This is a genomic window from Nocardia sp. NPDC088792 (assembly GCF_044750615.1).
Classification (GTDB): Bacteria; Actinomycetota; Actinomycetes; order Mycobacteriales; family Mycobacteriaceae; genus Nocardia.
The window spans coordinates 494,088-520,126 of record NZ_JBIVKC010000005.1 but is presented as its reverse complement, the minus strand read 5'-3'; the positions used below and the strand labels follow the sequence as shown (position 1 = coordinate 520,126).

Here is a 26,039-nt window from a genome sequence, read left to right as displayed (position 1 = left end):
ATCCGCCACACCCGACACCATCATCCCCGACCAATTGCCGGAATGATAACTTGCGGCTCACGACCGGATCACCCGATTTCGACACGAGGCGACGGGGGACAGACCAGCATGTACGACGAGGGCAGCACGCTGACCGACGACATGGCGGCGGAGGCGGCGGCGGACACCGACGACACGGCCGGGACCCGCCCGGACCTCGGCACCGCCGCCGGGACCGCGGCAGCGGTACAGAGCGGGCTGCTCACCCCGGAACAAGCCGTCGCCGCGGCCCTCGACCGGATCCGCGCCCGCGACCGGAAGGTGAACGCGTTCACGGTGGTTCGCGAGGAGGCCGCGCTCGCCGAGGCGCGGGCCATGGCCGATCGGCCCGACCTGGACATGCTGCCGCTGGCCGGGGTGCCGGTGGTGGTGAAGAACAATATCGATGTGACGGGTGAGGTGACCCGCGGCGGTTCGCTCGCCGGATCCGACGAGGCCGCTACCGCCGATCATCCGGTGGTGCGCCGACTACGGTCGGCCGGCGCGATCGTCGTCGGCCTGACCACGGTTCCGGAATTCGGGTTGTGGGGGGCCACCGATTCGCCCGCGGGCATCACCCGCAGTCCCTGGAATCCGCGGTACAGCGCCGGCGGGTCGTCGGGTGGTTCCGGCGCCGCGGTGGGGGCGGGCATGGTGCCGATCGCGCACGGCAACGACGGATTGGGGTCGGTGCGCATTCCGGCGGCCTGCTGCGGCGTGGTCGGCCTGAAGCCCGGCCGCGGCCTGGTGCCCGCGGAGGTGGGCATCGACTCGTGGGGCGGCATGACCGAAAACGGTGTGCTCGCAACGACTGTCGCGGATGCGGCACTCATGCTGTCGGTGCTCGCCGACCGTCCGGCGCTGGCCGAACTGGAGTCGCCGAAGCAGCTGCGCATCGGCCTGGCCACCCGCCCGCCGCTGCCCGGCACCCGGGTGGACCTGGCCTGGACCGCGGCCGCCGACAAGGCCGCGGCCGCCGCCGTGACTGCGGGGCACACGGTGGGTCTGGCCGAACTGCCTTACCAGGGCGCGACATTCGCGCTGTCGCTGCGCTGGCTCGGCAATGCGGCGCGCGAGTCCGCGGCCGTCGCGCATCCGGATCGACTGCAACGCCGCACCCGCACCCATATCGCCCTCGGCCAGTGGGTCCTGAAGACCGGCTTGCTGCGCCCCGCCCAGGTGGATCGGGTCGAGGCCAGGCTGCTCGACTACTTCGACCGCTACGACGTGGTCATCACGCCCACGCTGGCCGCCCCGGCCCTGCGCGCCCGCCATTGGTACCGTCGCCCGTGGCTGGCGAATGTCACGGCGAATGCCCGCTTCTCCCCCTTCACGCCGCTCTGGAACCTGATCGGCTGGCCCGCTCTCTCCGTCCCCATGGGCATCCACCCCCGCACCGGCACCCCGGTCGCCGCGCAGCTGGCGGGCCCGCCCGGCAGCGAATCCACCCTGCTCCGCTTGGCGGCGCAGCTCGAGACGGCCCGCCCCTGGCAGCGCACCGCCCCGATACCCGAGTAGCGGCGCCGCAGTGCGGCGAAATACGAAGCAGCCCCGCATCACTCGTGATGCGGGGCTGCTGTCGTTGGACCGTGCGGCACCCGGCGGGTGCGTTCGCGGTGGGTGGCGGCACCCTCCGACCCGTGCCGCCGCCCTGTGGTTACTGTGCGGCGGCGACCGGTTCCTTGGTGTCGGCGAAGCCGCCGTCGAGGACGCGGGCGGCGAACTCGAGGATGGTGGGCCGGTCGTCGTCGGCGCGCCAGGCGACGGCGAGTTCGCACGGGGCGAGGCCGGTCAGCGGGCGGGCGGTGAGGCCGGGCCAGCGGTACATGGGGACATTGTTCTCGGCGAGCAGGCAGACGCCGAGCCCCAGGCTGACGGCCTCGAGGCGTTCCTCGGCGGTGGCCGCTTCGGCTCCGATGCGGGCCTGACGGCCGCCGCGGGCGTCGGCGCCCAGCCAGAAGTCGCGGGCCGCACCGGCTTCGGCGGGCATGGCGATGAACGGTTCATCGGCCAGGTCGGCGAAGTCGATGCTCTCGTGGTTGGCGAGGGCGTGGTTCTCGGGCAGCAGGATCCAGCGTGGCTCGGTGCGTAGTACCTGCCACCGGTAGCGGCTGGTGTCGGGGACGGGCAGCCACATGAGGGCCAGGTCCGCCTGGCGGCCGGCGAGGCCGCTGGACGGGTCGGTCCAGGACGCGGAGTGCAGGGCGAGCCGGTGCCCGCTGGCGCTCTCCAGGTCGGTGATGAGGCCGCGCCCGATGGAGGACTGGATGCCGACGCGCAGCACCTCGCCCGCCTCCTGGAGGGCGACGTTGGTCACCTCCCACAGTTCCAGGATCTTCCGGGCGCCTTCGAGGAGTTCCTTGCCGGCGACGGTCAGGGCCACGCTGCGCTGATTGCGGTCGAACAGCACGACGTCGAGCTGGCGTTCCAGCTGACGGATCTGTCGTGACAGGGTGGGTTGTGCGATGTGCAGCCGCTGGGCGGCATTGGTGAAGTGAAGTTCCTCAGCGACGGCGACGAAATACCGCAGGTCGCGCAAATGCGGGTCCATAGCCCCTTGCTATCAGAATCGGTCTTGATTTACCAGCCGTATCCGACCCGAAAGTTTGCAACGAAGTCGGAAAACAGCCGTCAGGTTTGTTAAAGACAGCATAGGACGGCCCCGAAACTTTCCGTTAACCGGATCCGCGAATTTCCCGCTTCCACCCCGGCCGCGCCACCCGGCAATTGATACGGACATGCGACCAGCAGTAACCCCCACCACCCCGAACCCCCTCCCCCGCAACACCTTCCCCGCACCGAACACCCAGCAACCCACCCCCTCCCAGGCCCTGACACCTGAACAGAGGGATGAGTGAAATTCATCACAGAGAGCCGGAAAAGCCGCCTCCCCCACTCGGGAAAGACGGCTTGCCTGACTCGCGGGACCCCTCAGCGGCTTCGCCCCGAACCCCGCCCTCGGGGTTTCAGGGGCTTGCCCCTGAGAGTTACGAGAGTTGTCGATTACCCGCCGTAGACCTTCGGATCCAGGGTGCCGATGTACGGCAGATCGCGGTAACGCTCGGCATAGTCGAGGCCGTAGCCGACCACGAACTCGTTCGGGATATCGAATCCCACCGCCATGACGTCCACCTGCGTGCGCAGCGCATCGGGCTTGCGCAGCAGGGTGACGACCTCGAGCGAGGCCGGGTTACGGCTGGAGAGGTTCCGCAGCAACCAGGACAGCGTGAGCCCCGAGTCGATGATGTCCTCGACGATCAGCACATTGCGCCCGGCAATGTCCTTGTCCAGGTCCTTCATGATCCGCACCACGCCCGAGGACGAGGTCGAGGATCCGTAGGAAGAAACAGCCATGAACTCCATCTGGGTCGGCACGGTGAGCCGTTTCGCCAGATCGGTCATGAAAAAGATGGCGCCCTTGAGTACACCCACCAGCAGCAGATCGCCCTCGGGCGCATCGGCGGGATAACGCTTGGCGACCAGATCCGCGAGCTCGTCGACCTTGTCCGAGATCTGTTCCTCGCTGATCAGCACCGACGCGATGTCGTCCCCGTACACGTCCGCTGGTTTCCCTTCAGTGATGCCGTCCCCGTGCGGGTCCGGTCCGGTCCGAGCCCAGTATGAGCCTGCCATGTTCACGCGCGGCAACCAACCTGGTCCCATTGAGCGAACCGCCCACGGCGACCCCGCCCTGTCCTCGCCATTGTGTGACGAGGGCCTCCACCGCGCGTAAATTGCTGTCCGTCAATGATTTTGCGCCACGTTCCAGCAACCAGGCGCGCAGGGCGCGGCGGCGGAGTGCGGGCGCGGCAGTGGCGAGCGTCTCTACGCGCAGTCCGCCGGCGTCTCGCGCACGGTCCAGCAACTTCTCAGCGAGCGCATCGAGGACCTCGCCGTCCTCGCGCAAATGGGCTGCCGTGCGCGCCAGCGCGGGCGCGACACCACCGCCGAGTACGTCCTCGAGCAGCGGCAGCACTTCGGTCCGCAGGCGTACCCGGGTGAATTCGGGTGAGCTGTTGTGCGGGTCTTCGTGCGGGTCCACTCCGAGGTCCGCGCAGAGCTGCCGGGTGGTCGCCCGCCGCACCCCGAGCAGCGGCCGCCCCCATGGTTCGTCGAATTCGGCCATGCCCCGGATGGATCGGGCCCCCGATCCGCGGCCGAGTCCGAGCAGCACGGTTTCGGCCTGATCGTCGAGGGTGTGCCCGAGCAGCACGGGCAGCCCGTCCCGCGCCTGATCGAGCGCCGCGTATCGAGCCCGCCGGGCAGCGGCTTCCGGTCCGCCCTCCCCGCCGACCTCGATGGTCAGCACCCGCGCACTCCGGCACCCCAGCCGCATCGCTGCGGCCGCGGCCCCGGCCGCGACGACCTCGGACCCGTCCTGCAGCCGATGATCCACGACGAGCGCGTCCACCGCATCGGCCTCGGCGGCGGCGGCCGCGGTCAGCGCCAGCGAATCCGCGCCCCCGGACAGTCCGACCGCCACCACTCCGGCAGACGCGTACGCACCCAGCCATTCCCGCACGGCACGCCGCATCTCCAGCGCGGCGCGCGTCTCGGGCAGCCTGGGCCGATCGTTCACGCCCCGATCGTTGCATGCGCACGCCGCCATCCTCACGACCGGTGCCGGGCGTATCCGCCCCGACTCCGCCGTCCGGTCCGGGCCTCGAACCGTCCGGCCGGGGGCCTCACGAAGGGCCGTGGTCCATGGCCTCACGAACAATCCAGGACCATGCACACCGCACCGCTCTGCAGAGCGGGCGCGTCCGGGGACGCGGCCCGCAGGTCCGAGAACGCGGGCGCCGCAAGGCGTTACCGTGGCGCTAGCCGAGGACGCGCCGCACCCACCGCTGCGGGTCGGCGATTTCGTCTGTGCGCGGCAGGGTTTCGGCGTCGGTCCAGATGGTGTTGAAGCGGTCCATGCCGACCGTGTCCACCACCTCGTCGACGAACTTCTTGCCGCGCACGTACTGCGCGACCTTGGCGTCCATGCCGAGCAGCGCGCGCAGCAGGCGCTGGATCGGGTTGGCGGGTCGTTTCCGGCGCTGGTCGAAGGCGGCGCGGATGCGGGTGACCGAGGGCACGACGGCGGGTCCGACCGCGTCCATGACGTGGTCGGCGTGGCCTTCCAGCAGGGTGCCGAGCATGAGCAGCCGGTCGAGGGCGTCGCGCTGTGGTTCCGCCTGGGTGGCGCGGAGCAGGCCGATGACGCCGCCGGCCGGGTCCTCGATGCCGCGGCGGCGTTCCTTGACGGCTTCGACGAGCCGCCCGAGCATGTCGGCGAGCGGTTCGTCACCGGTGTCGCCGAGGGTTTCGACATTGCTCTTCATGTAGTCGGACAGCCAGGGCGCGGAGGAGAACTGCACCCGGTGGGTGACCTCGTGCAGGCAGACCCAGAGCCGGAAGTCGCTGGGCGGCACCGAGAGTGCTCGTTCCACGGCCATGATGTTCGGCGCGACCAGCAGCAGCGTGCCGTTGGGTCCGGTGAAGGGGTCGTATTGGCCGAGGATGGCGGTGGACAGGAAGGCCAGCATGGCTCCGGCCTGCAGGCCCGCGGGTTTGCCCGCGAATTTGCCGCGTTCGGCGGCGTCGTCGACGCCGCTGCCGGTGAGCTGGGACATGGAGTCGGCGGCGGCGCGGATCCAGCCGGGCCGGTCCACGATGAGTGCCTCGGGTACGACGGAGCCGTCGACGAGCCGGCTCACCTGGCGCACGGGCCCTTCGGCGTGCTTGGAGGCGGCGGCGAGTTCGGCGACGGCCTGTTCGGCGGAGTACCGGCTGGTGCGCGGTCCGGCGGGGACCAGCGCGGAACCGGTGCGGGCGGCCATGTTCCAGTCGACGGCGCCGGTCAGCGGGGTGCGGGGTTTCCGGGTGAGTTCACCGGTGTCCGGGTCGACCAGCACCTGTTCCGGCGGCCGGGACAGGTCTGTTCCGTGCGGATCGGCTGGGGCCGAGGGGTTTTCGGGTCCGGTCATGTTCATCCACCCGTCACGAGCATCCACAGTTGCGCAGTGCGTCCGCGACCGCGTCCAACGCCGGCCGGCTCACTTCCGGCGGCCGATCGTTCGACATGAGCGCGAAGGTCAGTACGCGCCCGTCACGGTCCAGCACATATCCGACCAACGCGCTGGAGACGGAAAGAGTTCCGGTCTTGGCGCGCACCCAGCCGGCGGCGTCGTGGTTGCGCACGGTGTACCGGTCGGCGAGGGAGCCGGTGGCGCCGGCGATGGGCAGGAAGTCGAGCATGGGGGTGAGCGGGGAGCCGGTGGGTCCGGTGGCGGCCGGGTCGACGCTCGAATTGGCTTGTGCCGCAGGGTTGTCCGGCAGTGCGGCGACGGTGAGGATGCGGTTGAGCAGGCGCGGCGGAATGTGGTCGTCGGTGGATAGTCCGCTGGAGTCCATCATGCTCAGGCCGGTGAGGTCGAAGCCGGCGGCCTGCAGTGCGGTGGCGGTGGCCTTGACCGCGCCGGCGAAGGAGGCTTCCTGTCCGGTGGCCATGGCGACTTCGCGGCCGATGGCCTCGGCTTCCACATTGTCGGAGTGCACCATGGCCTGCAGCATCCGGTCACGCAGGGGCGCGGATTGCACGGCCGCGAGCTGGGTGGCGCCGGCCGGGGCGGTGCCCAGCTTGACGTGCGCGGGGTCCACGCCGAGGGCGGTGGCGAGTTGGCGTCCGGCGTCGAGGGCGGGATCGTCCACGCGCGGCGAGTATTCGACGAGCGGCTGAACGCGGCCGCCGTCGATCATGATCGGGTCGAGCGGTGCGATGGAACCGCCGGCGATATCGGAGCGATCCCAGCCGGGCGCGAAGTTGGTGCCGGCGTAGACGGAGGTGTCGACACTGATCGAGTCGACCTGCTGCCCGGTGGCCTTGATCTGCGCGACCAGGTCGGAGAGTTTCGGGGCGCCCGGGTAGTAGCCGTTGCCGTCGGGCTGTGCGGTGAGGGTGGGGTCGCCCGCGGCGACCAGCACGATCTCACCGGGTGCGGATCCGGCCACGACCTTGGTGGTGAGCCTGTGGTCGGCGGGCAGCACCAGCAGTCCGGCCGCCATGGTGAGGATCTTGCCGGTGGACGACGGGATCATCGGCTTGTCGGCGTCCTGCGTCCACAGCACCTTTCCGGAGTCCCCGTCGGTGACCGAGGCGGCGAAGGCGCCCAGATCCGGGTTGCCGACGACGGGCCCGAGGGCCGCGGCGAGCCCGTTCCTGGTGGCCGCGGGCGCGGACGCGGGTGCGGGCACGACCTGCGGCATGGCCTTCACGGGTGCGGGCGGGGCGGCGATGGTCAATCCCCCGTGCCGGAATTCCTCGGTCCACGGTTTCACCGTGAGGACGACGGCGGTCGCCCCGACGAGCACCACGACCAGGCCCGTTGCGACCACGATCCAGGTTCTGCGCCGACGTCTGGCCTCCAGACCACCGATGTTCTGCTTGTTCCGACCAAACACCTGCCGCTGTCTCCTGAATACCGTGTGGTGGGGGGCGGCACCTCGGCTGGTGACGGCCCGGGCGTCCCTGCCGAACCCACGCGCCCGGCTTCCACACTATCCTCGTTGCGCAGTCGTTCCCCCGAACGAGCTGGCGAGTCGGCAGCCATACCGCCCACCGAAGAAGGAGATGACGTGGAGTTCGACGTCACCATCGAGATCCCCCGGGGTCAGCGCAACAAGTACGAGGTAGATCACAAGAGCGGGCGCGTGCGGCTGGACCGTTACCTGTACACGCCGATGATGTACCCGGCCGACTACGGCTACATCGAGGACACGCTGGGTTCCGACGGTGATCCGCTGGATTGCCTGGTGCTGCTGCCGGAGTCGGTGTTCCCGGGTGTGCTGGTGGAGTCCCGTCCGGTGGGCGTGCTCATCATGAGCGACGAGGCCGGCGGTGACGAGAAGGTCGTGGCGGTACCGGCCGGTGACAAGCGCTGGAACCACATTCAGGATGTCGAGGACATTCCGGAGTTCCAGCGCAAGGAGATCGCGCACTTCTTCGAGCACTACAAGGACCTGGAGCCCGGCAAGTGGGTCAAGGTCGAGGGCTGGGAAGGCCGTGAGAAGGCGGAGACCCTGGTCGACGAGGCGTACGCGCGCCTGAAGGAGCAGGGCGACCACTGAGTTCGCCGGGAAGCGGGTGGTGCGTTGCGCGCCACCCGCTTTCGTTCATTCGGTGACTGTGAGTCCCGCGGTGGTGCGCAGCGGCACTTCCTTCCAGAAGAGCACGAGCACGAATGCCAGCAGGGTGACGGCGGAGGTCGTGAGGAACACCGTCGACAGTGATTCGGCGAATCCGACCTTGAAGGGATGCGCCAGTACGGGATTCAGCTTCTGAATGATGGAGCTGTCACTGAGCACCTGCTGCGCGGCAGCCATATTGTGATTCAGAAAGCCTTGTGACAGGGCCATATCCGCCGGATTCCCGTCGTGCGCACCGGCGATCACGGCGTGCTGGAAATTCGGATCCCGTCCCGCCGCAACGATTTGCGAGCCGATATTCGGGGCCAGCCGGTCGAAAAGCAGGGACAGGAATACCGAGGCGCCCAGAGTGCCGCCGATCTGCCGGAAGAAGGTCGCGGCGGCGGTCGACACTCCCATGTCCTTGGGTGGCAGCGCATTCTGCAGGGCCACGATGAGCGGCTGCATGAGGTTCCCGAGCCCGAAGCCCACGCACAGCATGAACAGCGCGATGATCCAGAAGGCCGTGTCGGCCTTCAGGTAGTGCAGCAGGAACAGTCCGACGGTGATCATGGCCGCGCCGATGAGCGTGTAGGCGCGATAGTGGCCGGTTCTGGAGATCAGTTGCCCGGACAGGATGGATCCGATCATCATGCCCAGCACCATGGGGATCATCTGGAGCCCGCCGAGCATGGGGGACGCACCGCGGACGGCCTGCAGATACTGTGGCAGCAGCAGGATTCCGCCGAACATGCCGGCGCCGACCACGAACGAGATGACCACGCCCAGCGCGAAGGTCCGGTTCTTGAAGATGCGCAGCGGCACCAGTGCGGCATCACCCAGTGCGGCTTCCACCAGCACGAATCCGATGAGGGCGACGACGGCGACCACGTAGCAGAGGATGGAACGCCCACTGAGCCAACCCCATTGGCGCCCTTGCTGGGCGATGATGAGCAATGGGGTGATGCCGACGGCGAGGGCGAGGGCGCCCCAATAGTCCACGCGGTCGCGGGATTTCTCGCGTGGGGGCAGGCGCAGCACGCGGGTGACCACGACGAGGGTGAACAGTCCGATGGGCACGTTGACCAGGAACACCCACCGCCAGCCGGCGATGCCGAGGATGTGGTGCTGTCCGGCGAGCAGTCCGCCGAGTACCGGCCCGATCACGCTGGAGGTGCCGAAGACGGCCAGGAAATAGCCTTGGTACCTGGATCTTTCGCGGGGACTGACGATGTCGCCGACGATGGTGAGGGCCAGCGACATGAGTCCGCCGGCGCCGAGCCCCTGCAAGGCCCGGAAGGCTGCCAGCTCGTACATGGATTGTGCGGTGGTGCAGAGCAGCGAGCCGATGAGGAACAGGGTGATGGATGTCAGGTAGAAGGGCTTGCGCCCGTACATGTCCGACAGCTTGCCGTAGAGCGGGGTGGCAAGCGTCGCGGTGATCAAATACGCGGTGGTCGCCCAGGCTTGGAGCGAGTAGCCGTTGAGATCGTCCGCGATGGTGCGGATCGCCGTGGAAACGATCGTCTGATCGAGGGCGGCGAGGAGGATGCCCAGCAACAGACCGCTGAGTATCACCAATATTTCCCGGTGGCTGAAGTCGCCGGTTTCGGTCGACTCGCCCACTTCTGAAGTAGCCATGGCCCAAACCTCCAGCCTTACCCGCCTCACGATAGGCCGATAAGCGGAGGTCTGTAGTCCTTTTACGCTGGGCGAGCGACCGATTCCAAGCTGCTATTTCCCCTGGAAGCGCGGCGGCCGCTTCTCGAAGACGGCCTGAATGGCCTCGGTCAGATCCTCCGACGGCAGGAAGGCGGCATTCCACGCGGAGACGTACCGCAGCCCGTCCGCCACCTTGCCCGCCTTGGGCTGGTCGAGCACATCCTTGATGCCCTGCACCACGAGCGGCGGGTTCTCCGCGATCTCGCGGGCCAGCGCGTGCGCGGCGTCCAGCACGGCCTCCCGGTCGGCGTAGACGTCGTTGATCAGCCCGATCTTCTCGGCGCGGGCGGCGTCGATGTCCTTGCCGGTGTAGGCGAGTTCGCGCAGGTGGCCCTCGCCGATGATGCCCGGGAGCCGATGCAGCGAGCCGATGTCCGCGACGATGGCGACCTTGGCCTCGCGCAGCGAGAACTTGGCGTCCGCGCTGGCCAGCCGGATGTCCGCGGCGGCGATCAGGTCGAGGCCGCCGCCGATGCACCAGCCGGAGATGGCGGCGATGACGGGCTTGTGCGAGTCGGCGACCGCGGTGACCGAGTCCTGCATGGTGCGCACGTGCCGGAGGAAGCCGGTGCGCGGCCCGGCCAGCGCCTTGTCGGCCAGCAGCGGCCCGAACAGCGGGCTCATGGCGGGCAGGTCGAGTCCGTAGGAGAAATGCTTGCCCGATCCGGTGAGGACGATGGCCCGCACCTCGGGGTCGGCGTCGAGTTCGCCGAAGATGAGCGGCAGCTCGCGCCAGAAGTCCGGTCCCATGGCATTGCCCTTGCCGGGGCCGGTGAGTGTCACCTGTGCGACGTAGTCCTTGCTCTCGACGTCGAAAGCCTTCCAATCGGTCATCGGTCCAGCGTAACGGGACAACCGAGACCTTCCACCCCCCGCCACTCGGCCCCCGCCGGACGGCGCGGCCCGAGTGATACCAACCGGTTCGCAGAGTTGGCCGGCACGGTGTAAAAGCTGTGCTAATTCTGCTGCGGCCCACTGGTTCCCATGACCCCGCGGACGGACCATTCTCTTCATCGCCGGAGCGCATACGCGGGTGTGGAGGACCGAGATGATGATGCATCACGGAATCGGGCTGGAGCGCTTCAATTCCCTGACCCGTAGCCGTGCCGTGCATGCCCTCTTCGAATGCTGCTGCAATGTCACGTGGGCGGCGAAGCTGGCCGACAGCAGGCCGTACCCGAGTCACGAGGCGCTGTGCAAGGCCGGCGAGGCCGAACTGGACGCCCTGTCTTCAGTCGATCTGGAGCGAGTATTCGATTCCTGTGTGCACGAATCCGTTTCGGCGCACACCCTGGAGGAGCTGACCCGTATCACCCGGGCCCGCCTGAAGACCATGCTGGGGCCCGAAGACGGCTACCCCGAATACTGATCCTCCGCACATCCACCGCAATCGATCTACCCTTGGTGCCATGCGCAGGTCCCTGCCACCGGTCGCGTCGAAGGTCTCCGACACCTTGATCGCGCGCGGCCATCACGGGGTGATCATCACCCAGGAGAATCCCACCCACACCGCACAGGAAGCGGCCGATGCCCTCGGCGTGCAACTCGGTGCGATCACCAAATCGCTGCTCTTCCTGCTCGACGACGATCCGGTACTGCTGCTGGTTTCCGGCGCGCACCAGGTGCATCTGTCCCGCACCGGGCAGCGATTGGAGGGCACGCTGACCCGCGCACCGGCGGCAATGGTGCCGGCGGTGACGGGGCAGCCGATCGGCGGGGTGGCCCCGCTCGGCCATCCGACCAATCTGCCGACGTTCGTGGACAACGCCCTGTCCCGGCATACGGAGTTGTGGGCGGCGGGCGGGCATCCGAACACGCTGTTCCGCACGACCTTCGGCGAGCTGGTGCGGATCACGGCGGGCCTGGCCATCGATGTGGACTAGGCGACAAATGGCACAGGGCGGAATATCCGGGCAGCCGGACACGTAGGTTCGTGACGTGAGCGATTCTCCGGCGCCCGGGTCCGAGCTACATGTACCCGATGATCTGAGCGGCATCACCGCGCAGCAGTATCGGGCTGCCATGCGGCATTATCCGGCGGGCGTCACCATCGTCACCCTGCACTCGAAGAACGGCCCGGTCGGTTTCACCGCCACCTCCTTCGCCTCCCTCTCCGCCCAGCCCCCGCTCATCTCGTTCAATATCGCCGAGACGTCCTCCAGCATCGAGTCCCTGTTGCGGGCCGAATCCGTGGTCGTGCACTTCCTCGGCGAGCATCAGAAACATCTGGCACAGCGTTTCAGCCGCACCGCCGAGGATCGCTTCACCGACCGGTCGCTCTGGACCGCCATCGAATCCGGCGAGCCGATCCTGCACGGCACCCCGATCTGGGTGCGCGCCACCGTCCACCAGCTCCTCCCGATCGGTGACCACACCTTGGTCATCGGCCTGGTCACCCGGGTCCACGACAACACCACCGACGGCCCGGCAGCCGGCCCGCTGGTCTATTACAACGGCGCCTATCACCGCGCCGAGATCGCCGACTGACTCACCCCGCAGCGTTCGATTCGGACCGGGTAGGAGTCCGGCTCACACCGCCGAGGCGGCCGTCCCGATCCCCAGCGCCGCCAGGATCGCCGCACTCGCCTGCTCCAGCCGCGCCCGCACCTTGGGCCGCTTCAACATGGCCACCGCCCGCGAGGCCGCCACCGCCACCGCCACCATTTCGATTGCGGCAATGGTGGATTCGATCGCGCCGAGGGTGAGCGTACCCCCGAAGGTCACATGCGTCAGGAACTGCGGCAGCACCGCGAGATAGAACAACCCCACCTTGGGATTGAAAATGCAAGATAGCAACCCCGCAGCGAATGCCGAGCGCAACGACGACGCGGCCCGCGTCCCGGCGGTTTCCCGCTGCGCCCCAGCCTCTTCCAGCTCCGCCCCGACCTCGTCCAGTTCCGCGGCGGCCCGGCCTTGCTCCCGCCGATGCGCGAGCAGCGCCCGAACCCCCAGGTACAGCAGATAGATTCCGCCGACCACCTTCAACGTGCGATACGCGGTCGCCGACTGCTCCAGCAGCGCCGCCACCCCCGCCGCGACCACGACGGCCCACACCAGCCCGCCGAATGCCGACCCGATGGCCGCGGCCACGCCCTGTCGCGATCCCGCCATCGAGAAGCGCAGCACCAGAAACGTATCCGGCCCGGGCGTGAGGGCCAGCAGAATACACAGCCCCAGAAAACTCAACAGCAGCGCGATACTCACCGATTCATAGCAACCCATCCCGCCCCGCGAGCGCAAGAGCAGGCAAGACTTCGCGCACCGCGAACACGGGACCGGAGAACGCATCCCCGTCGGCGAGCGCAAGACCGCCGGCCGTGACAGCGCGCACGACCGGCGGTCTTTCAGCCGCGAAGAGCCGCTTCCACGCGCCGGTCTCCGCGGCCGATCCGGCGAAGGTCGCCGATCCCTCCGACAGACCGGCGACCTTCGTGAATCTCGTTGTTACGCGGCGAATTCCGCGCCAAGTTCACGGAACAGGTCCGTGTTCAGCGTGAATGCGTGCCGGGCCTCGTCGAGTACCCGGTCGACCTCGGAGCCTTCGACCGGCAGGCGGTCCAGGCTCTCGCGGTATTCGCGCTTGAAGGCGGCCGGATTCGAGATCTCGTCGAAGACGTAGAAGCGCACGCCGTCGCCCTTCTTGGGCAGGCCCCACAGTTTTTCGGCGGTACCGCGGATGACCTGCCCGCCGGACAGATCGCCCAGATAGCGGGTGTAGTGGTGCACCACGTATCCGGCGGGCCAGGTCTGCGCGCATTCGTCGATGCGGGCGGCATAGGCGGCGGTGGACGGCAGCGCGGTGAGTCCGGCGCGCCAGTTCTCGCCGCCGAGGTGGGCGAGGTCGGTCTCGAGGGACTGCAGGCGCTCCAGTTCGGGACGCACGAACGGTCCCGCGACCGGGTCGGAAGCCAGTGCGGCGGAATGCTTTTCGAGGGCGGCGTAGACGAACCAGAGTTGCGCGGTGTAGCGGTAGAACGCCTCGACCCCGAGCTGTCCGCCGAGCATGTCACGCATGAAGGTGGAGTGTTCGGCCTCGTTGTGCTGCTGCTCGGTCGCGGTGCGAATGAGCGTCGAGAAGGGCGTGGTGGTGTCGGTGGTGTCCAACATGGTCGAGCAACCTCGTTTCAACTCCCCGGGCGCTCTCCTTTGGCTACCCTAACTTCTCCACCAACCGTACGCGCCAGCAACGATCGCGCGATTCGAACTTCGGGGCCCACCCGATCCAACTTTCGGATGATATTTGTGTGCGATCTGCCCTCCGCCGCACTCCTGGCGGGGTTGGGCCCTTACCGGCCGGGCAGGGTTGACAACCGTGCCGTGCATCTGCCAGCCTCTCCAATCAGGTCATGAGTACCAGCGTTCAGCCCCGGCTTGCTGGTCGGCAACCCTCCTCCGCGGTGGGGTGCTCCGGGTGACGACCCGGCTGTCGCCCGACCGGGCGCGGCAAGCGCGGACTCTCGATCACTCTTTTCTCTGATCGCGCGTCCCTGGATCCGATGGGATTTCGTGATGACTGCTTTCGCCGACCAGACCTGTGCCCCGCTGGCCACCGTCTCGGGTTGTGAGCTGCAGGTGCCCCTCGTGCAGGGCGGCACCACCACCTACGCCAACTTCGACTACGCGGCCAGCGCCCCCGCCTTGCAGCAGGTCACCGACCGCGTCGCGGAACTGCTGCCGTTCTACGCGAGCGTGCACCGCGGCGCCGGCTACGCCTCCCGCGTCTCCACCGACTGCTACGAGAACTCGCGGGCCACGGTCGCTCGCTTCCTGAACGCGGCCGACGATCAGGTGGTCGTCTTCACCCGCAACACCACCGATTCACTGAACCTGCTGGCCTCCTGCGTGCCCGGTGACACGGTGGTGCTGGATGTGGAGCATCACGCCAACTTCCTGCCCTGGACGCGGCACGGCCGCCGCGTGGTGCCGATCGCGGACACCATCGAGGAGACCATTCAGCGCCTGGTCGCGGAGTTGTGCTCGAAACCCGCTGCGCTGCTTGCGGTTACCGGCGCCTCGAACGTGACCGGGGAACTGTTGCCGTTGGAGCGGCTGGCGTGGATCGCGCATCAGTGCGGTACCCGCATCCTGGTGGATGCCGCGCAGCTGGCCCCGCACCGCCGCATCGACCTGCAGACCACGGGCATCGATTACCTGGCCTTCTCCGGGCACAAGGCGTACGCGCCGTTCGGTGCGGGTGTGCTGGTGGGCCGCCGCGACTGGCTGGACCGGGCGGAGCCGTATCTGGCGGGTGGCGGCGCGGTGCGCTCGGTGACCGCGGACGGTGTCGAGTGGGCCCCTGCCCCGCAGCGGCACGAGGCCGGTTCCCCCAATGTGCTCGGTGTGGCCGCCTTGGCCGCGGCCTGTGACGCGCTGGCCGCTCTCGACGCGACGACGGTCCTCGAGCACGAGCAGTACCTCACCCACCGCCTGCGTTACGGCCTGAAAACCGTTCCGGGCGTGAACTTCCTGCGTATCTGGCGGGACAGCACCGACGCGGTCGGCATCGTGGCCTTCACCGTCGACGGTTTCGAGCCGGGCCAGGTCGCCGCCTACCTGTCCGCCGAGCACGGTATCGGGGTCCGCGACGGCCGTTTCTGCGCGCATCCGCTGCTCGCCCGTCTCGGTGTGGATGCCGCCCTGCGCGCCAGCATCGGCCTCGGTACCACCGCGGCCGATGTGGATCGGCTCATCGACGCCGTCTCGACCCTCGTCGAAAAGGGTCCGGCCTGGAATTACGCTCGCGCCGAAGGACACTGGAACCCGGTCCCCGAGACCCGTCCGTTCGGCAAAGGCGCCGAGGGCGCGGCGCCCTGCGGCTTCTGAACTACGGCACCAGGTATCGGGCCGCTAGTTCTTCGACGAGGGGATCGTCGTCCTCGACGGCGCTCAGCAGTACGAGGTCATCCTGGACCGACAGCTGCCGGACGTCGTCCTGGTCCAGATCGAGCGGCCCGTCTTCGGTCAGCTGGCGCATCAATTTGGCGCGCACGCGTTCTTTCAGTGATTGGCTCATACCGAGAGCATGCCCCTGCCGTTCTCGTTCACTCGACCCGGCACGCCGCAAGGTCATACGGGCGCGAGCCAGGTACCCCACGGCGAATTACGCAATACGGTGAAAGCGACCAGGAATGCGACGGTTATCCACAGCGCCGATCTGGGCAATATCCGCGGCAGACCCGGAATTCGCTGCCCACGCCACCCCTGCAACACCCACGAACCCCACCAGGCAAGGAATCCCAGCATCAGTGGCAGCAACAGGATATTGCTGTGAATGGCGTCGAGCACGCGGCCATCGGTGAGATCGTGCAAGCCACGCAAGCCACCGCATCCCGGGCACCAATAGCCGGTCAGCTCATAGAACGGGCACACTCCGTACGACCCGGCCCGATGCGGATCGCGGAAATGCAAGAGCGCCAGCCCGCCTGCCACCGCACCCCCCGCGAGCAGCGGCAATCCGGCGCTCAGCCAGCGCGGCCGACCGGCGGCAGCGGCGGGGTGCGCCGGGAGGCTGGAGGTCTCGCCCACGGAATGCTCCCGCGAATCGGCGTCGGCAGCGGTGTCCACGAGCATCAACGGTAGCCGCGCGGCACCGAACCTGCCAGGTCACCCACCGTCCTCCTCCCGCTGCGAGCGGTCCGCGCGGTGGGTATGCTGCCCCGGCAACAGTTTTCGATTCGGGGGCAAGTCCATATGAGCCAGAAGAATGGCCGCGGCAGAATCGGGGGTGCGTTCGCCGCTGTCGGCGCCATCCTCCTCATTATTTTCATCAGGGTCGGGGTGCGCGTCATCGGCCACCTCTTCGGCTTGATCGGCCTCGCGGTCGTCATAGTTCTCGGCGGCGGCGTCTATTTCGCCGTCCGTAAACGCCAGGACGCCGAACCACCCCTCATCGCCCCATTGCCGGGCGCGCAACCGCAACCCGGTCAGGGTCAACCGGCTTGGCAGGCCACTCCGGGCTATCCCGCCCAGCCGGGTTACCCACAGTCTCAGCCCGGCTATGCACAACCGGGGCAGCAGAGCTACCCGGCGGCCCAACCCGCGTTCGGCCGGCCCGCGCAGCAGGGCTTCCCGCAGCCGGCGCCACAGAATTACGCTCAGCCGGGCTCGCCGAACGGACCGAACGGCTATGCGCCGCAGCCGAACTATGGTCAGCCCGCGCAGTATCCGAACCAGCCCCGCCAGGCCGCGCCGTCGCCGTACCCCGCCCCGAACCCGCAGGACAACCCGGCACAGCCTGCCGGGTATCGGTCGCAACCGGGTCACCCGCAGCAGCAAGGGTATGCACCGCAGCAGGGATTCCAGCCGCGGCAGGACTATCCGCCGCAGGATTATCAGCGGTAATCCGTTTCAGCGCTTCACTTTTCGCGGCCCGGCCGGATCATCCGGCCGGGCCGTTCGCATCCGCGGCTCGGCTTTCAGCGCAACGGTGCGCGTTCGGCCACGGGGGCGGTGAGGACGCCCGCGAGCATGTCGACGACCTCGCCCCAGGCGTTCACGTCTCCGGCCCGGGCCCGCTCGGCTTCGACGGCTCGCTCGTGGTCGGCGAGGAGGGCGAAGAGCACGGTCGGGAGTGCGCGTAATCGTCGTATTCGTAGGCGTTTCGGCAGGTGGTTCAGTTCGCGGTCGAGCTGCTGCATGATGACCCGCACCGAGGTGCGTCGTTCGCTGTCGAGGTTGGCGGCGTCGGTGACCGCCGGGTGCGTGTGGATCTGCTCGAAGAACCGTGCGTAATGGTGGATTCCGTGTCGTTCGGCGAGTTCGAACATGGGGAGGACCAGGGCTTCCAGTAGCCCGTGCACGCCGGGTGCGCTGCCCGCGCCGGCTTGTTCGGCGAGCAGTTCCAGCCGTCGTATCTCGAGGGTGGCGAGCCGGTGCTCGACGACGGCTTCGATGAGCCCGTCGCGGGATCCGAAGTGGTATTGGATGGCCGAATTGTTCCGCTGTCCGGCCGCGGCGGCGATATCGCGGAGCGGTACGGCGGGCCCGCGCTCGCCGATCAGCTGTTCCGCCGCGAGGATGATCCGCTCGCGCGCGTCGTTCACTGCCACTCGGTCCTCCGTCCTGTCTTGTGTGTGCACCATAGCGGCCAACCAGTGGATAAAGAACTCCTCCTTGACGATTAAGAATAACTGCTTAATGCTGCTTGTGACTGTCGTCACCCATAGAAGGGCTCCCCCGAATGATCCTGGACACCTTCCGACTGGACGGCCGCGTAGCCGTCGTGACCGGCGCGGGCCGCGGCATCGGCGCCGCCACCGCCCTCGCCCTCGCCGAAGCCGGCGCGGATGTCGCCCTCTCCGCCCGCACCGCGACCCAGCTCGACGAAGTGGCCGGCAAGATCCGCGCCCTGGGCCGCAAGGCCATCACCATCCCCGCCGACCTGTCCGACCTGTCCACGGTCGCGGGCCTGGCCGACGCCACCGCCGCAGAACTCGGCCGCCTCGACATCATCGTCAACAATGTCGGCGGCACCATGCCGAACACCTTCATGACCACCTCGGCCGACTTCCTCGAGGACGCCTTCCGCTTCAATGTGGCCACCGCGCACGCCCTCACGCAGGCCGCCGTACCGCACATGCTGAAGAACGACGGTGGTTCGGTCGTCAATATCTCCTCGATGATGGGCCGTTCCGCCGGCCGCGGTTTCCTCGCCTACGGCACCGCCAAGGCCGCGCTCGCGCACTGGACCCGGCTGGCCGCCACCGACCTGTCCCCGCGCATCCGGGTGAACGCCATCGCCGTCGGCTCGGTACTCACGTCGGCGCTGGAAGTCGTTGCGCAGCAACCGGAGATCAAGGCCAAGATGGAGGCCGCCACCCCACTGCAGCGGCTCGGGGAACCGTGGGAGATCGCCGCCGCCATCGTGTACCTGAGTTCCCGCGCGGGCGGATACATCACCGGCAAGGTCCTGGAAGTGGACGGCGGAATCGAGGCCCCCAACCTGGAACTCGGCCTGCCGGATCTGTGATCCGCACGCACACAGGAGAATTCGCATGACATATCGCGTAGTGCAGTGGAGCACCGGCAATGTCGGCCGCCGTACGCTGCGTTCCATCATTGCCCGGCCCGAGCTCGAACTGGCCGGCGTCTGGGTGTCCGGACCGGCGAAGGACGGTAAGGACGCCGGCGAACTGGCCGGTCTCGACCACACCGTCGGCGTCACCGCGACCACCGACGCGCAGGCCCTCATCGCCCTGAAACCCGATTGCATCGTGCACACCGCCATGGCCGACGACCGGCTCATGGAGGCCGTGGAGGATCTGAAGACCTTCCTGCGCGCCGGCATCAATGTGGTGTCCAGCAGCCCCGTCTTCCTGCAGTTCCCGTATGGCACCCTGCCCGACGAGGCCATCACCCCGATCATCGACGCGGCCACCGAGGGCGGCGCCTCCCTGTGGGTGAACGGCATCGACCCCGGCTGGGCCAACGACTGGCTGCCGCTGCTGCTGTCCAGCGGCTCGGAACGCATCGACGCCATCATCTGCTCGGAGCTGATGGACTACTCCACCTACGACAACCCGAAGGTCCTCTTCGACATCATGGGTTTCGGCAGCGCCCTGGACGACCTGCCGCTCCTGCTGCAACCCAATGTCCTGACCCTCGCCTGGGGCAGCGTCATCCGCCAGCTGGCCGCCGCGCTCGACATCGAATTGGACACGGTCACCCAGCATTTCGAACGCCTCCCCGCCACCGAACCCTTGAAGATCGGCGGCCGCGTCATCGAGGAGGGCACCGCCGCCGCCCTCCGCTTCCAGGTGCACGGCGTCCGCGCCGGCCGCGAGATCCTCACCCTCGAACACGTCACCCGCCTGCACCCCGCCCTGGCCCCCGACTGGCCGCAGCCCGCCGGAAAAGGCTGCTACCGAGTAGAAATCAAAGGCGAACCCGACTACCTCCTCGACCTCCAGCTCTACATCAACGGCGACCACGCCGAAGCAGGCATAGTAGGCACCGCAGCCCGCCTGGTCAGCGCCATCCCCGCCGTGGTCCAGGCCCGCCCCGGCCTCTTGACGGCCACCGACCTCCCGTTGACCACGGGCCGCGGCCTCGTCTCCTGAGGTCACCCCGATCGCGGCGGAGCCCGTACCGGCTCCGCTGCGGTCATCGACCGCCGCACCTCCACCAGGTGGCTGTCACCACACCCGATAGGGAACCGTCGCCGCATAGGCATTCACGCGGTCCGCCACCACCGTGAGCCGCAACTGCCACCGTCCAGGGAAGGGCACCGGAACCCGCTGCGACACAAAATAATCCGGCCCGATCTCCACCGGCTCCACCCGCCGAAACACCACATCCACCGCCCCCGCCCGCCTATCCGCAGGCACCAACTTCCCCGTCACGTCCTGCGCCCCCACCGCTTCTCCGCCCGAATCCCGCAGCCGCACAGTAAATTCCTGCCGCCCCACCTGCGCACCATCCACCACCACCTCCGCCCGAAACGGCCCGATCCCCGCCTCCACGGTGGTGGCCGGATCATAGGTCTCCCGGGCGGGAGCCACCCCTGTCAACACCGCGCTCACCACCAACACCGCCACCTGCAGCCCGAACTCCACCCGTACACCCCACCCGCGATCCCGACGAGCCGAGCCGGCCCGACGAGCAGCCCTGCGCACCGAACCATCCACGCGCACAGCGGCAGCGCGCCGCGCGCCATCCGCGCCGGCCGCCGTCATCCCGCGATCGCCCTGCAGCCGCGATACGACTCCGCCCCCGGAACGCTCGATGCGCTGCCGGCTCTCCCGCACCGGAACCCAGGTCGTGAGTGCCTGAGCTCCAGCGCTTTTCCCGCGCCGGACCACCAGCGCCGCGACAATGGCCAGCCCGGCCAACGCCACCTTGGCCAGCAGCAGCAGCCCCCACGACGTACTCCACAACGACGCAACGGGATCCACCGCTCGCCATGCCTGGAAGATCCCCGTCACCACGACAACCCCCACTGCGCTCGCCGCCACCGGACCGAACCGCCGCACCACCTCGGCTCGCGCCGGTGTCCGCCACACCAGCAGCACGATCGCCACGCCGCCCGTCCACACCGCCATGGCGACGAGATGCAGCACGGTGGAAACTATTGCAATCCAACGATACTCACCACTCACCGCATGCCCGGATACCGCTGTCGTACCGATGATCACCAGCCCCGCGACTACGCTCGGGGCGGTTCGTCCTCCGAACGACCCGGATGGCTGCGTTGTCTGCTTCGCTACCGCCGACGCCGCGAATGCGGCAGCGGTCTTCGAGGCCGCGAAGGCGAGCAGGGTTGCGGCCGCGGCGCGGAGGAGGGCGGCGGCGCCGAGGACTGTCGTTGCTGCTTGCGCCCATACCTGCGGCTGCCCCCAGCCCGGCGAGCCTGCGAGCCGGCCGGGGGTGGCGGCGAAGATCAGCAGCGCGGTCAGGGCTGTTGTGGCCGCACCTATTCGGATCAATTGGGGTACGGCGCGGGTGCGGAAGCCTGCGGGCCAGGTCAGGCGGGCCGCTATCGGGATGCCTACTGCCAAGGCGAGGCCTGCGTAGCCGAGGCCGGTGAGCAGGCGGACGATCGTGTCGAGGGCCGCGACCAGTGGGTCGGGGCGGGTGGCGGCGACGCTGAGGTCGGGCGGGACGCCTATACCGAAGACTATCGAGCCGGAGACGAGGTGGCCGTCAGCGGACAGGAGGGACCAGCCGAGGAGGTAGGTGCCGTCGGGTAGGCCGGCGCGCAGGTGGCGTTGCACCGTGCGGCCGCCGTCGATGGTGGTCGTGCCGCCGGTGTCGACGCGCCGGCCGTCCGCGTCGCTGATGGTGACCGCATCCTGTGCGGCGGTTACCGGTTCGTCGAAGGTCAGGGATACGCGATCGGGTTCGTGTGCGATCGTCGATCCGTATGCCGGATCGCTGCTCACCAGGACGGCGTGCGCGGAGGCGGTGGCAGACCCGCACCAGAGCGCGAGCAACGCCAGGCCGGACACCAAAACTACGCGAATCATGTTCGTGCGTAGCGCTTTTCGAGGTGTCCGGCGAGGGTTGCGCGCAAGTGTTCCGGTTGTCACTCGCTGCGGGCGCGGCGTAGTCGCGGCGCCACGACCACCCCGAGGGTGATGATCGACAGCGCCAGCGCGATACCGGCGAGCCACTCGGTGGCGGACGAATCCTTTTGTTGCCCTTGCTGCTCCGGTGCTGCGGCCGGTTGTCCGTGCCCGTCACCGTGTGCGGCGGTCAGGTGCAGGACGGGTGCCGGCTTCTCGGGTTCGGTGCCGTCGGCGGATCGCTCGATCCAGGACACCGTGGTCCCGTCGCTGTACGTCTGAATGGCCGGGAAGGCCACATCGCTCACGCTCGGCAGCGGTCCGACCAGCAGCTTGAACTCCCCGAACTGCCCGGGCCCGATCTGCGTGCCGTTCTGCGCGGTGAAGATGACGGAGGACACGTAATCCGTCACTTGATGCCCGTCGTCATCCTTCAGGGGCGCGGCGAGCGCCGTCCGCTTCAGTTCCGTCTGCCACCCGGGTGTCGGCAGGGTGCGTACTTCGGTGAACGGATGATCCTGCGGCAGTGTCACTTCCAGCTTCACGGTGCCCGCGGTGGCGGATTCGTCCGGCACCCGGAACGCCACTTCCGCGTATCCGCCGGCCGCCGCGTCGGGCGCACTGACCGTCACGTGCGCCGACGCCACGCCCGCGCCCGTCATGGACAGCGCACCCGCCGCCACGACAGCAACCCAAGAACCGTATTTCACCGCGAATCTTCCTTCACACCAGTGTTTTCCACAGACAGTTCGCTGATCCGGGCCGCGTCCGGCACGGCGATGATCCGCCCCTCGTGGGCGATCACCACCGGCCCCGCATGCCCGGCCAGCTTTTCGAGGGCCCACGCCAGCGGCGCGGTGGTACCGACGACGGGGAGCGCCGCGTCCAGATGGTCCCCGACCGGATCGTCCTCAGCGACATCCGCGAGCCCCGCCGCAGTGACCGATCCGAGCACCTCGGCCACGACCGTCGGCCCAGAAGTGCTGCGCTGCAACACCACCGGCAGCGCCCCGCCCGCCCCGAGCAGGCCCTTCGCCTCCGCGACGGTGGCACCGGACGACACCGCCGTCCCCTGCGCGGGCACCTCCTGCGGCAGTCCCAGCGCCTCACCGACAGTCACGCCCTCGGCGGCCCCGGTCAGCGGAAAGCCGAGCGTCCCGAGCCATTCATCGCTGTAGTACTTCGACAGGTAAGCCCGCCCCGAATCCGGCGCGACGACCACCACCACATCCTCGGGCCCCAACTCTCGGGCAGTCCGCAGCGCGGCGGCAATCGCGGTACCCGATGATCCACCCAGCAGCAGCCCTTCTTCCCGCGCCACTCGATGCAGGACCCGGATGGCTTCGGCGTCGGGTATCCGCTGGATCCCGTCCACCACATCCACGTGATACGAATCCGGCCACACGTCCTCCGCGGTCTCGGGATGCAGGATGTGCCCGACCGCTTCCACGTACCAGACCCGCCCGTCACCGCCGCCGTACACGGAGGTCTCCGGGTCGGCGCCGATGACCCGGACCGCCCCGCCGGAGGCTTCCTTCAGGAATTCGCCGGTGCCGGTGATGGTTCCGCCCGTGCCGATACCGGCCACGAAATGCGTGATCCGACCGCCGGTCTGCGCCCAGATCTCGGGTCCGGTGGTGGCGCGATGCGCGGCCGGGTTGGCGGGATTGTCGTATTGCCCGGCGAACCAAGCGCCCGGAATCTCCTCGACCAGTCGCAGGGCCACCGACCGCAGATGCTCCGGATGGTCGACGGGCCGCAGCCCCGGCGTCACCACGACTTCCGCCCCGTGCGCCCGCAGCAGCGCCTTCTTCTCCGCGCTCACCTTGTCCGGCACCACCACGATGGTCCGATACCCGCGCGCCGCGGCCAAGGCGGCGAGCCCCAACCCGGTATTGCCGGAACTGGCCTCGACCACGGTCCCGCCGGGCCGCAGTTCCCCCGCTTCCTCCGCGGCCAGCAGCATGGCCCGCGCGGCGCGATCCTTCACGCTGCCACCGGGATTCAGGTATTCGAGCTTCACGTACACGGTGGCGCGAATGTCGTCGATCACCCGGTTGAGCCGGACCAGCGGCGTATTGCCGATGGCGTCGGCGAACGAGTCGAACACTCCGGCGGTGGTGTGGGAGACGGTGGTCATGCGGCGGCCCTGCCTGTCTCGCCGAGCGCTGCGAACAGCTCCCGGCGCAGTCGAAGGTAATCGGGGTGATCGTGATCGCGCGGGCGCGGCAGATCGATTGCCAGGTCCCGCACCACTTTTCCGGGCCGCGGCGTGAACACCACGACCCGATCGGCCAGGCGCAACGCCTCGTCGACGTCATGTGTCACCAGCACCGCGGTGAAGCGGTCGCGTTCCCACAGCCGGGCGATCTCGCCCTGCAGGGTGGCGCGGGTGAGCGCATCCAGTTTGCCGAGCGGTTCGTCGAGCAGGAACAGCCGCGGCCGGTTCACCAGCGCCCGCGCCAGCGCCGCCCGCTGCGCCATACCGCCGGACAGTTGCGCCGGATAGGAGTCCCGGAATCCGTGCAGCCCAACCAGTTCCAGCGCCTCGCCGACGCGTTCCCGGTCGGCGGCGAGGGTGCCGCGCGCCTGCGGCCCGAGCGCCACATTCTGTTCGACGGTCCGCCACGGGAACAGTGTCGGATCCTGGAACATCAACGCGCGGTGTGGATCCGGGCCGTCGATCCGCACCCCGTCGGCGCTCACGGTGCCGCGCGAGGGCCGGTCGAGTCCGGCCAGCAGCCGCAACAGTGTCGACTTCCCGCACCCGGACGGCCCGAGCAAGGCCACGAACTGTCCCGGTTCGATGCGCAGCGACACATCGGTGAGCACTCGCAGCCGCCCCAGTTCCTGCGCCCGTGTCGGCTCGGGCGCGGACCGGCCGAGTACCCGGTCCAGCAGACTCCGCGACCGCGCACCCGCGACCGCGAATTGATGTGATACCCCGTCGATGTCGACCGCGATTCCGTCGTTCACCATCGCACCAGATCCTTCTGCCAGGCCAGCACCCGATTCCGGATGGACAGCAGCACCGTGATCGCACCGGCGCACAGCACGATCATGATCACGATCGCCGCGTACATGCGCGGATACGCCGCCCACCCCTTGGTCCATTGGATGTACCAGCCGAGCCCGTTCTTCACCCCCAGCAGTTCCGCCACCGCCAACGCGGTCAGCGACGCACACAACCCCATGAACAGTCCGGTGAAGATGCTGGGCAGCGCGCCCGGCACGGCCACCCGCCAGATCAGGAACCGGTTCGACGCCCCGAGTGTCTGCGCCACATCGAAGTATCCGCGCGCCACCCCCGACACCCCGACTCGTGTCAGGAACGACACCGGGAACCACACCCCCAGCGCCACCATGAACACACTGCCCGCATAGGTGCTCGGAAACAGGATGAACACCACGGGCAGAATCGTCGCCGGCGGCACCGGCCCCAACGCCAGCATCAGCGGATGCCACCAGTAGGCAACGGTTTTCGACCACCCCGCCGCGATCCCGGTCACCAGCCCGCCGACAGCGCCGATCACGAACCCCACCACCAGCAACACCAGCGAATGCCAGGTACACGACGCCAGCAACCCACCGTCATCGAGGTACACCTGCAACAACTGCTGCGGCGACGCGAAATGCGGCGGCTCCAGCCACCCGGTCTTGGCGGTGGCGAACTCCCACACCAGCACCCACGCCGCCACCACCCCGATCCACGGCGTCCAATACCGCAACCGCACAGTCGCCTGCCGGTTCCGATAAGCGGCCACCGCCCACACGAGAACCGCGAAAGCGATTACCGCGAACGGGATTCCCGCCACGGTCGCCGACGCCTCCGTCAGCCGATCCGGCACCACCAGCGTCGAGGCAGCGGCAAGCACCCACAACGCGAACGCCACCCCGAACCCCAAGGTGGGCGGGTATCGCCGCACCTCTGCCCCGACGCCTCGGTTGCTCGCGGAACCGGCGGTCGCAGTGACGGTCTCAGCCGAGCGACGCCCGGTCGATTGCTCCGGACCGGACAGGGCAACGACCCCTGCGCTGGAACGCGGTGTACCGGCCTCGGCTGTTGCCGGCTGCGGCGTGCCGAGATCCGCGGCGACAGGCTCCGCCCCATCCGGCGAGCTCGGTTCT

General features: G+C 68.6%; 26 protein-coding genes and 1 riboswitch. Of the genes, 9 read left to right on the top strand and 17 right to left on the bottom strand.

Features of this window, described 5'->3' with window-relative positions:
- Window positions 1-141: 141 nt before the first annotated feature.
- Window positions 142-1,536 (top strand): amidase, encoded by a 1,395-nt coding sequence (locus tag ACIP5Y_RS34585; protein ID WP_400356943.1) that lies wholly within the window; start codon window positions 142-144, stop codon window positions 1,534-1,536.
- Window positions 1,537-1,675: 139 nt separating this feature from the next.
- Here the strand turns inward: ACIP5Y_RS34585 and ACIP5Y_RS34580 are convergent, their stop codons facing one another.
- The 5 genes from ACIP5Y_RS34580 to dacB form a co-directional block, all read right to left on the bottom strand.
- Complete coding sequence (locus ACIP5Y_RS34580; RefSeq protein ID WP_397005384.1) at window positions 1,676-2,569, bottom strand: LysR family transcriptional regulator; 894 nt, start codon at window positions 2,567-2,569, stop codon at window positions 1,676-1,678.
- Between the two features lie 452 nt (window positions 2,570-3,021).
- Window positions 3,022-3,576, bottom strand: coding sequence for a hypoxanthine phosphoribosyltransferase (gene hpt / locus ACIP5Y_RS34575; protein WP_397005386.1), 555 nt, complete (start codon window positions 3,574-3,576; stop codon window positions 3,022-3,024).
- Window positions 3,577-3,592: 16 nt separating this feature from the next.
- Window positions 3,593-4,552: a tRNA lysidine(34) synthetase TilS gene (gene tilS, locus ACIP5Y_RS34570; RefSeq protein ID WP_400356942.1), complete on the bottom strand. Its 960-nt coding sequence runs from the start codon at window positions 4,550-4,552 to the stop codon at window positions 3,593-3,595.
- Between the two features lie 286 nt (window positions 4,553-4,838).
- On the bottom strand, window positions 4,839-5,843 hold the full coding sequence (locus ACIP5Y_RS34565; protein WP_400356941.1) for a zinc-dependent metalloprotease: 1,005 nt from the start codon (window positions 5,841-5,843) through the stop codon (window positions 4,839-4,841).
- Window positions 5,844-6,003: 160 nt separating this feature from the next.
- Window positions 6,004-7,440, bottom strand: coding sequence for a D-alanyl-D-alanine carboxypeptidase/D-alanyl-D-alanine-endopeptidase (dacB, locus tag ACIP5Y_RS34560; protein ID WP_400356940.1), 1,437 nt, complete (start codon window positions 7,438-7,440; stop codon window positions 6,004-6,006).
- Window positions 7,441-7,638: 198 nt separating this feature from the next.
- Between dacB and ppa the strand changes: the two genes are divergently transcribed.
- Entirely contained in the window at window positions 7,639-8,130 is a 492-nt protein-coding gene (gene ppa, locus ACIP5Y_RS34555; protein ID WP_400356596.1) for an inorganic diphosphatase, read from the top strand.
- Between the two features lie 45 nt (window positions 8,131-8,175).
- Here ppa and ACIP5Y_RS34550 read toward each other — a convergent pair whose 3' ends face one another.
- A complete protein-coding gene (locus ACIP5Y_RS34550) occupies window positions 8,176-9,828 on the bottom strand; it encodes an MDR family MFS transporter (RefSeq protein ID WP_400356595.1) in 1,653 nt (550 codons plus the stop codon).
- Between the two features lie 93 nt (window positions 9,829-9,921).
- On the bottom strand, window positions 9,922-10,743 hold the full coding sequence (locus ACIP5Y_RS34545) for a crotonase/enoyl-CoA hydratase family protein (RefSeq protein ID WP_400356594.1): 822 nt from the start codon (window positions 10,741-10,743) through the stop codon (window positions 9,922-9,924).
- 214 nt (window positions 10,744-10,957) lie between these two features.
- Here ACIP5Y_RS34545 and ACIP5Y_RS34540 point away from each other — a divergent pair, with 214 nt between their 5' ends.
- The 3 genes from ACIP5Y_RS34540 (at window position 10,958) to ACIP5Y_RS34530 (ending at window position 12,396) form a co-directional block, all read left to right on the top strand.
- Window positions 10,958-11,278 (top strand): 2-oxo-4-hydroxy-4-carboxy-5-ureidoimidazoline decarboxylase, encoded by a 321-nt coding sequence (locus ACIP5Y_RS34540; protein ID WP_400356593.1) that lies wholly within the window; start codon window positions 10,958-10,960, stop codon window positions 11,276-11,278.
- A gap of 40 nt (window positions 11,279-11,318) precedes the next feature.
- Window positions 11,319-11,792, top strand: coding sequence for a YbaK/EbsC family protein (locus ACIP5Y_RS34535; protein WP_400356592.1), 474 nt, complete (start codon window positions 11,319-11,321; stop codon window positions 11,790-11,792).
- Window positions 11,793-11,931: 139 nt separating this feature from the next.
- Window positions 11,932-12,396 carry a flavin reductase family protein gene (locus ACIP5Y_RS34530; protein ID WP_400356939.1) on the top strand — a complete coding sequence of 155 codons (465 nt, stop codon included), beginning with the start codon at window positions 11,932-11,934 and terminating at the stop codon, window positions 12,394-12,396.
- Window positions 12,397-12,438: 42 nt separating this feature from the next.
- On the opposite strand, the gene ACIP5Y_RS34525 is transcribed toward ACIP5Y_RS34530, so the two are convergent.
- Both ACIP5Y_RS34525 and ACIP5Y_RS34520 read right to left on the bottom strand, forming a co-directional pair.
- On the bottom strand, window positions 12,439-13,113 hold the full coding sequence (locus ACIP5Y_RS34525) for a LysE family translocator (protein ID WP_400356591.1): 675 nt from the start codon (window positions 13,111-13,113) through the stop codon (window positions 12,439-12,441).
- Window positions 13,114-13,353: 240 nt separating this feature from the next.
- Window positions 13,354-14,016, bottom strand: coding sequence for a heme oxygenase (biliverdin-producing) (locus tag ACIP5Y_RS34520; protein WP_400356590.1), 663 nt, complete (start codon window positions 14,014-14,016; stop codon window positions 13,354-13,356).
- Window positions 14,017-14,251: 235 nt separating this feature from the next.
- Window positions 14,252-14,365, top strand: a riboswitch (SAM riboswitch).
- A gap of 53 nt (window positions 14,366-14,418) precedes the next feature.
- Here ACIP5Y_RS34520 and ACIP5Y_RS34515 point away from each other — a divergent pair.
- Window positions 14,419-15,732: an aminotransferase class V-fold PLP-dependent enzyme gene (locus tag ACIP5Y_RS34515; RefSeq protein ID WP_400356589.1), complete on the top strand. Its 1,314-nt coding sequence runs from the start codon at window positions 14,419-14,421 to the stop codon at window positions 15,730-15,732.
- A gap of 1 nt (window position 15,733) precedes the next feature.
- On the opposite strand, the gene ACIP5Y_RS34510 is transcribed toward ACIP5Y_RS34515, so the two are convergent.
- Together ACIP5Y_RS34510 and ACIP5Y_RS34505 are read right to left on the bottom strand one after the other, a co-directional pair.
- Window positions 15,734-15,922 carry a hypothetical protein gene (locus ACIP5Y_RS34510; RefSeq protein WP_397005404.1) on the bottom strand — a complete coding sequence of 63 codons (189 nt, stop codon included), beginning with the start codon at window positions 15,920-15,922 and terminating at the stop codon, window positions 15,734-15,736.
- Window positions 15,923-15,975: 53 nt separating this feature from the next.
- Window positions 15,976-16,473, bottom strand: a complete 498-nt coding sequence (locus tag ACIP5Y_RS34505) for a DUF2752 domain-containing protein (protein ID WP_400356588.1) — start codon at window positions 16,471-16,473, stop codon at window positions 15,976-15,978.
- A 126-nt stretch (window positions 16,474-16,599) separates the two neighbouring features.
- Here ACIP5Y_RS34505 and ACIP5Y_RS34500 point away from each other — a divergent pair, with 126 nt between their 5' ends.
- Window positions 16,600-17,250, top strand: coding sequence for a hypothetical protein (locus ACIP5Y_RS34500; protein WP_400356587.1), 651 nt, complete (start codon window positions 16,600-16,602; stop codon window positions 17,248-17,250).
- Window positions 17,251-17,324: 74 nt separating this feature from the next.
- Here ACIP5Y_RS34500 and ACIP5Y_RS34495 read toward each other — a convergent pair whose 3' ends face one another.
- Window positions 17,325-17,957 carry a TetR family transcriptional regulator gene (locus ACIP5Y_RS34495; protein ID WP_400356586.1) on the bottom strand — a complete coding sequence of 211 codons (633 nt, stop codon included), beginning with the start codon at window positions 17,955-17,957 and terminating at the stop codon, window positions 17,325-17,327.
- 131 nt (window positions 17,958-18,088) lie between these two features.
- Here ACIP5Y_RS34495 and ACIP5Y_RS34490 point away from each other — a divergent pair, with 131 nt between their 5' ends.
- Window positions 18,089-18,877 carry an SDR family oxidoreductase gene (locus ACIP5Y_RS34490; protein WP_400356585.1) on the top strand — a complete coding sequence of 263 codons (789 nt, stop codon included), beginning with the start codon at window positions 18,089-18,091 and terminating at the stop codon, window positions 18,875-18,877.
- A gap of 25 nt (window positions 18,878-18,902) precedes the next feature.
- Window positions 18,903-19,967 (top strand): diacylglycerol kinase, encoded by a 1,065-nt coding sequence (locus ACIP5Y_RS34485; protein WP_400356584.1) that lies wholly within the window; start codon window positions 18,903-18,905, stop codon window positions 19,965-19,967.
- 75 nt (window positions 19,968-20,042) lie between these two features.
- Here ACIP5Y_RS34485 and ACIP5Y_RS34480 read toward each other — a convergent pair whose 3' ends face one another.
- The 5 genes from ACIP5Y_RS34480 to ACIP5Y_RS34460 are packed head-to-tail and all read right to left on the bottom strand — an operon-like array spanning window position 20,043 to window position 25,837.
- Window positions 20,043-21,872, bottom strand: coding sequence for a copper resistance protein CopC (locus ACIP5Y_RS34480; RefSeq protein ID WP_400356583.1), 1,830 nt, complete (start codon window positions 21,870-21,872; stop codon window positions 20,043-20,045).
- A 59-nt stretch (window positions 21,873-21,931) separates the two neighbouring features.
- Window positions 21,932-22,621 carry a YcnI family protein gene (locus ACIP5Y_RS34475; protein ID WP_400356582.1) on the bottom strand — a complete coding sequence of 230 codons (690 nt, stop codon included), beginning with the start codon at window positions 22,619-22,621 and terminating at the stop codon, window positions 21,932-21,934.
- The gene (locus ACIP5Y_RS34470) at window positions 22,618-24,051 is read right to left on the bottom strand and encodes a PLP-dependent cysteine synthase family protein (protein WP_400356581.1); all 1,434 of its coding nucleotides are present in this window, start codon (window positions 24,049-24,051) and stop codon (window positions 22,618-22,620) included. The genes ACIP5Y_RS34475 and ACIP5Y_RS34470 overlap by 4 nt, the downstream gene beginning before the upstream one ends.
- Window positions 24,048-24,890: an ABC transporter ATP-binding protein gene (locus tag ACIP5Y_RS34465; RefSeq protein ID WP_400356580.1), complete on the bottom strand. Its 843-nt coding sequence runs from the start codon at window positions 24,888-24,890 to the stop codon at window positions 24,048-24,050. Before ACIP5Y_RS34465 ends, ACIP5Y_RS34470 begins: the two co-directional genes overlap by 4 nt.
- The gene (locus ACIP5Y_RS34460; protein ID WP_400356579.1) at window positions 24,884-25,837 is read right to left on the bottom strand and encodes an ABC transporter permease; all 954 of its coding nucleotides are present in this window, start codon (window positions 25,835-25,837) and stop codon (window positions 24,884-24,886) included. The genes ACIP5Y_RS34465 and ACIP5Y_RS34460 overlap by 7 nt, the downstream gene beginning before the upstream one ends.
- Window positions 25,838-26,039: the final 202 nt, after the last annotated feature.

What these genes read in the sequence shown, in the direction of transcription:
- ACIP5Y_RS34545 (WP_400356594.1), bottom strand. Translation starts at nt 10,743, where the DNA reads ATGACCGATTGGAAGGCTTTCGACGTCGAGAGCAAGGACTACGTCGCA.
- ACIP5Y_RS34465 (WP_400356580.1), bottom strand. Translation starts at nt 24,890, where the DNA reads ATGGTGAACGACGGAATCGCGGTCGACATCGACGGGGTATCACATCAA.
- ACIP5Y_RS34515 (WP_400356589.1), top strand. Translation starts at nt 14,419, where the DNA reads ATGACTGCTTTCGCCGACCAGACCTGTGCCCCGCTGGCCACCGTCTCG.
- ACIP5Y_RS34565 (WP_400356941.1), bottom strand. Translation starts at nt 5,843, where the DNA reads ATGGCCGCCCGCACCGGTTCCGCGCTGGTCCCCGCCGGACCGCGCACC.
- ACIP5Y_RS34490 (WP_400356585.1), top strand. Translation starts at nt 18,089, where the DNA reads ATGATCCTGGACACCTTCCGACTGGACGGCCGCGTAGCCGTCGTGACC.
- tilS (WP_400356942.1), bottom strand. Translation starts at nt 4,552, where the DNA reads ATGCGGCGTGCCGTGCGGGAATGGCTGGGTGCGTACGCGTCTGCCGGA.
- ACIP5Y_RS34520 (WP_400356590.1), bottom strand. Translation starts at nt 14,016, where the DNA reads ATGTTGGACACCACCGACACCACCACGCCCTTCTCGACGCTCATTCGC.
- ACIP5Y_RS34535 (WP_400356592.1), top strand. Translation starts at nt 11,319, where the DNA reads ATGCGCAGGTCCCTGCCACCGGTCGCGTCGAAGGTCTCCGACACCTTG.
- ACIP5Y_RS34480 (WP_400356583.1), bottom strand. Translation starts at nt 21,872, where the DNA reads ATGATTCGCGTAGTTTTGGTGTCCGGCCTGGCGTTGCTCGCGCTCTGG.
- ACIP5Y_RS34470 (WP_400356581.1), bottom strand. Translation starts at nt 24,051, where the DNA reads ATGACCACCGTCTCCCACACCACCGCCGGAGTGTTCGACTCGTTCGCC.
- ACIP5Y_RS34500 (WP_400356587.1), top strand. Translation starts at nt 16,600, where the DNA reads ATGAGCCAGAAGAATGGCCGCGGCAGAATCGGGGGTGCGTTCGCCGCT.
- ACIP5Y_RS34580 (WP_397005384.1), bottom strand. Translation starts at nt 2,569, where the DNA reads ATGGACCCGCATTTGCGCGACCTGCGGTATTTCGTCGCCGTCGCTGAG.
- ACIP5Y_RS34485 (WP_400356584.1), top strand. Translation starts at nt 18,903, where the DNA reads ATGACATATCGCGTAGTGCAGTGGAGCACCGGCAATGTCGGCCGCCGT.
- ACIP5Y_RS34550 (WP_400356595.1), bottom strand. Translation starts at nt 9,828, where the DNA reads ATGGCTACTTCAGAAGTGGGCGAGTCGACCGAAACCGGCGACTTCAGC.
- ACIP5Y_RS34530 (WP_400356939.1), top strand. Translation starts at nt 11,932, where the DNA reads ATGCGGCATTATCCGGCGGGCGTCACCATCGTCACCCTGCACTCGAAG.
- ACIP5Y_RS34540 (WP_400356593.1), top strand. Translation starts at nt 10,958, where the DNA reads ATGATGATGCATCACGGAATCGGGCTGGAGCGCTTCAATTCCCTGACC.
- ACIP5Y_RS34585 (WP_400356943.1), top strand. Translation starts at nt 142, where the DNA reads ATGGCGGCGGAGGCGGCGGCGGACACCGACGACACGGCCGGGACCCGC.
- ACIP5Y_RS34510 (WP_397005404.1), bottom strand. Translation starts at nt 15,922, where the DNA reads ATGAGCCAATCACTGAAAGAACGCGTGCGCGCCAAATTGATGCGCCAG.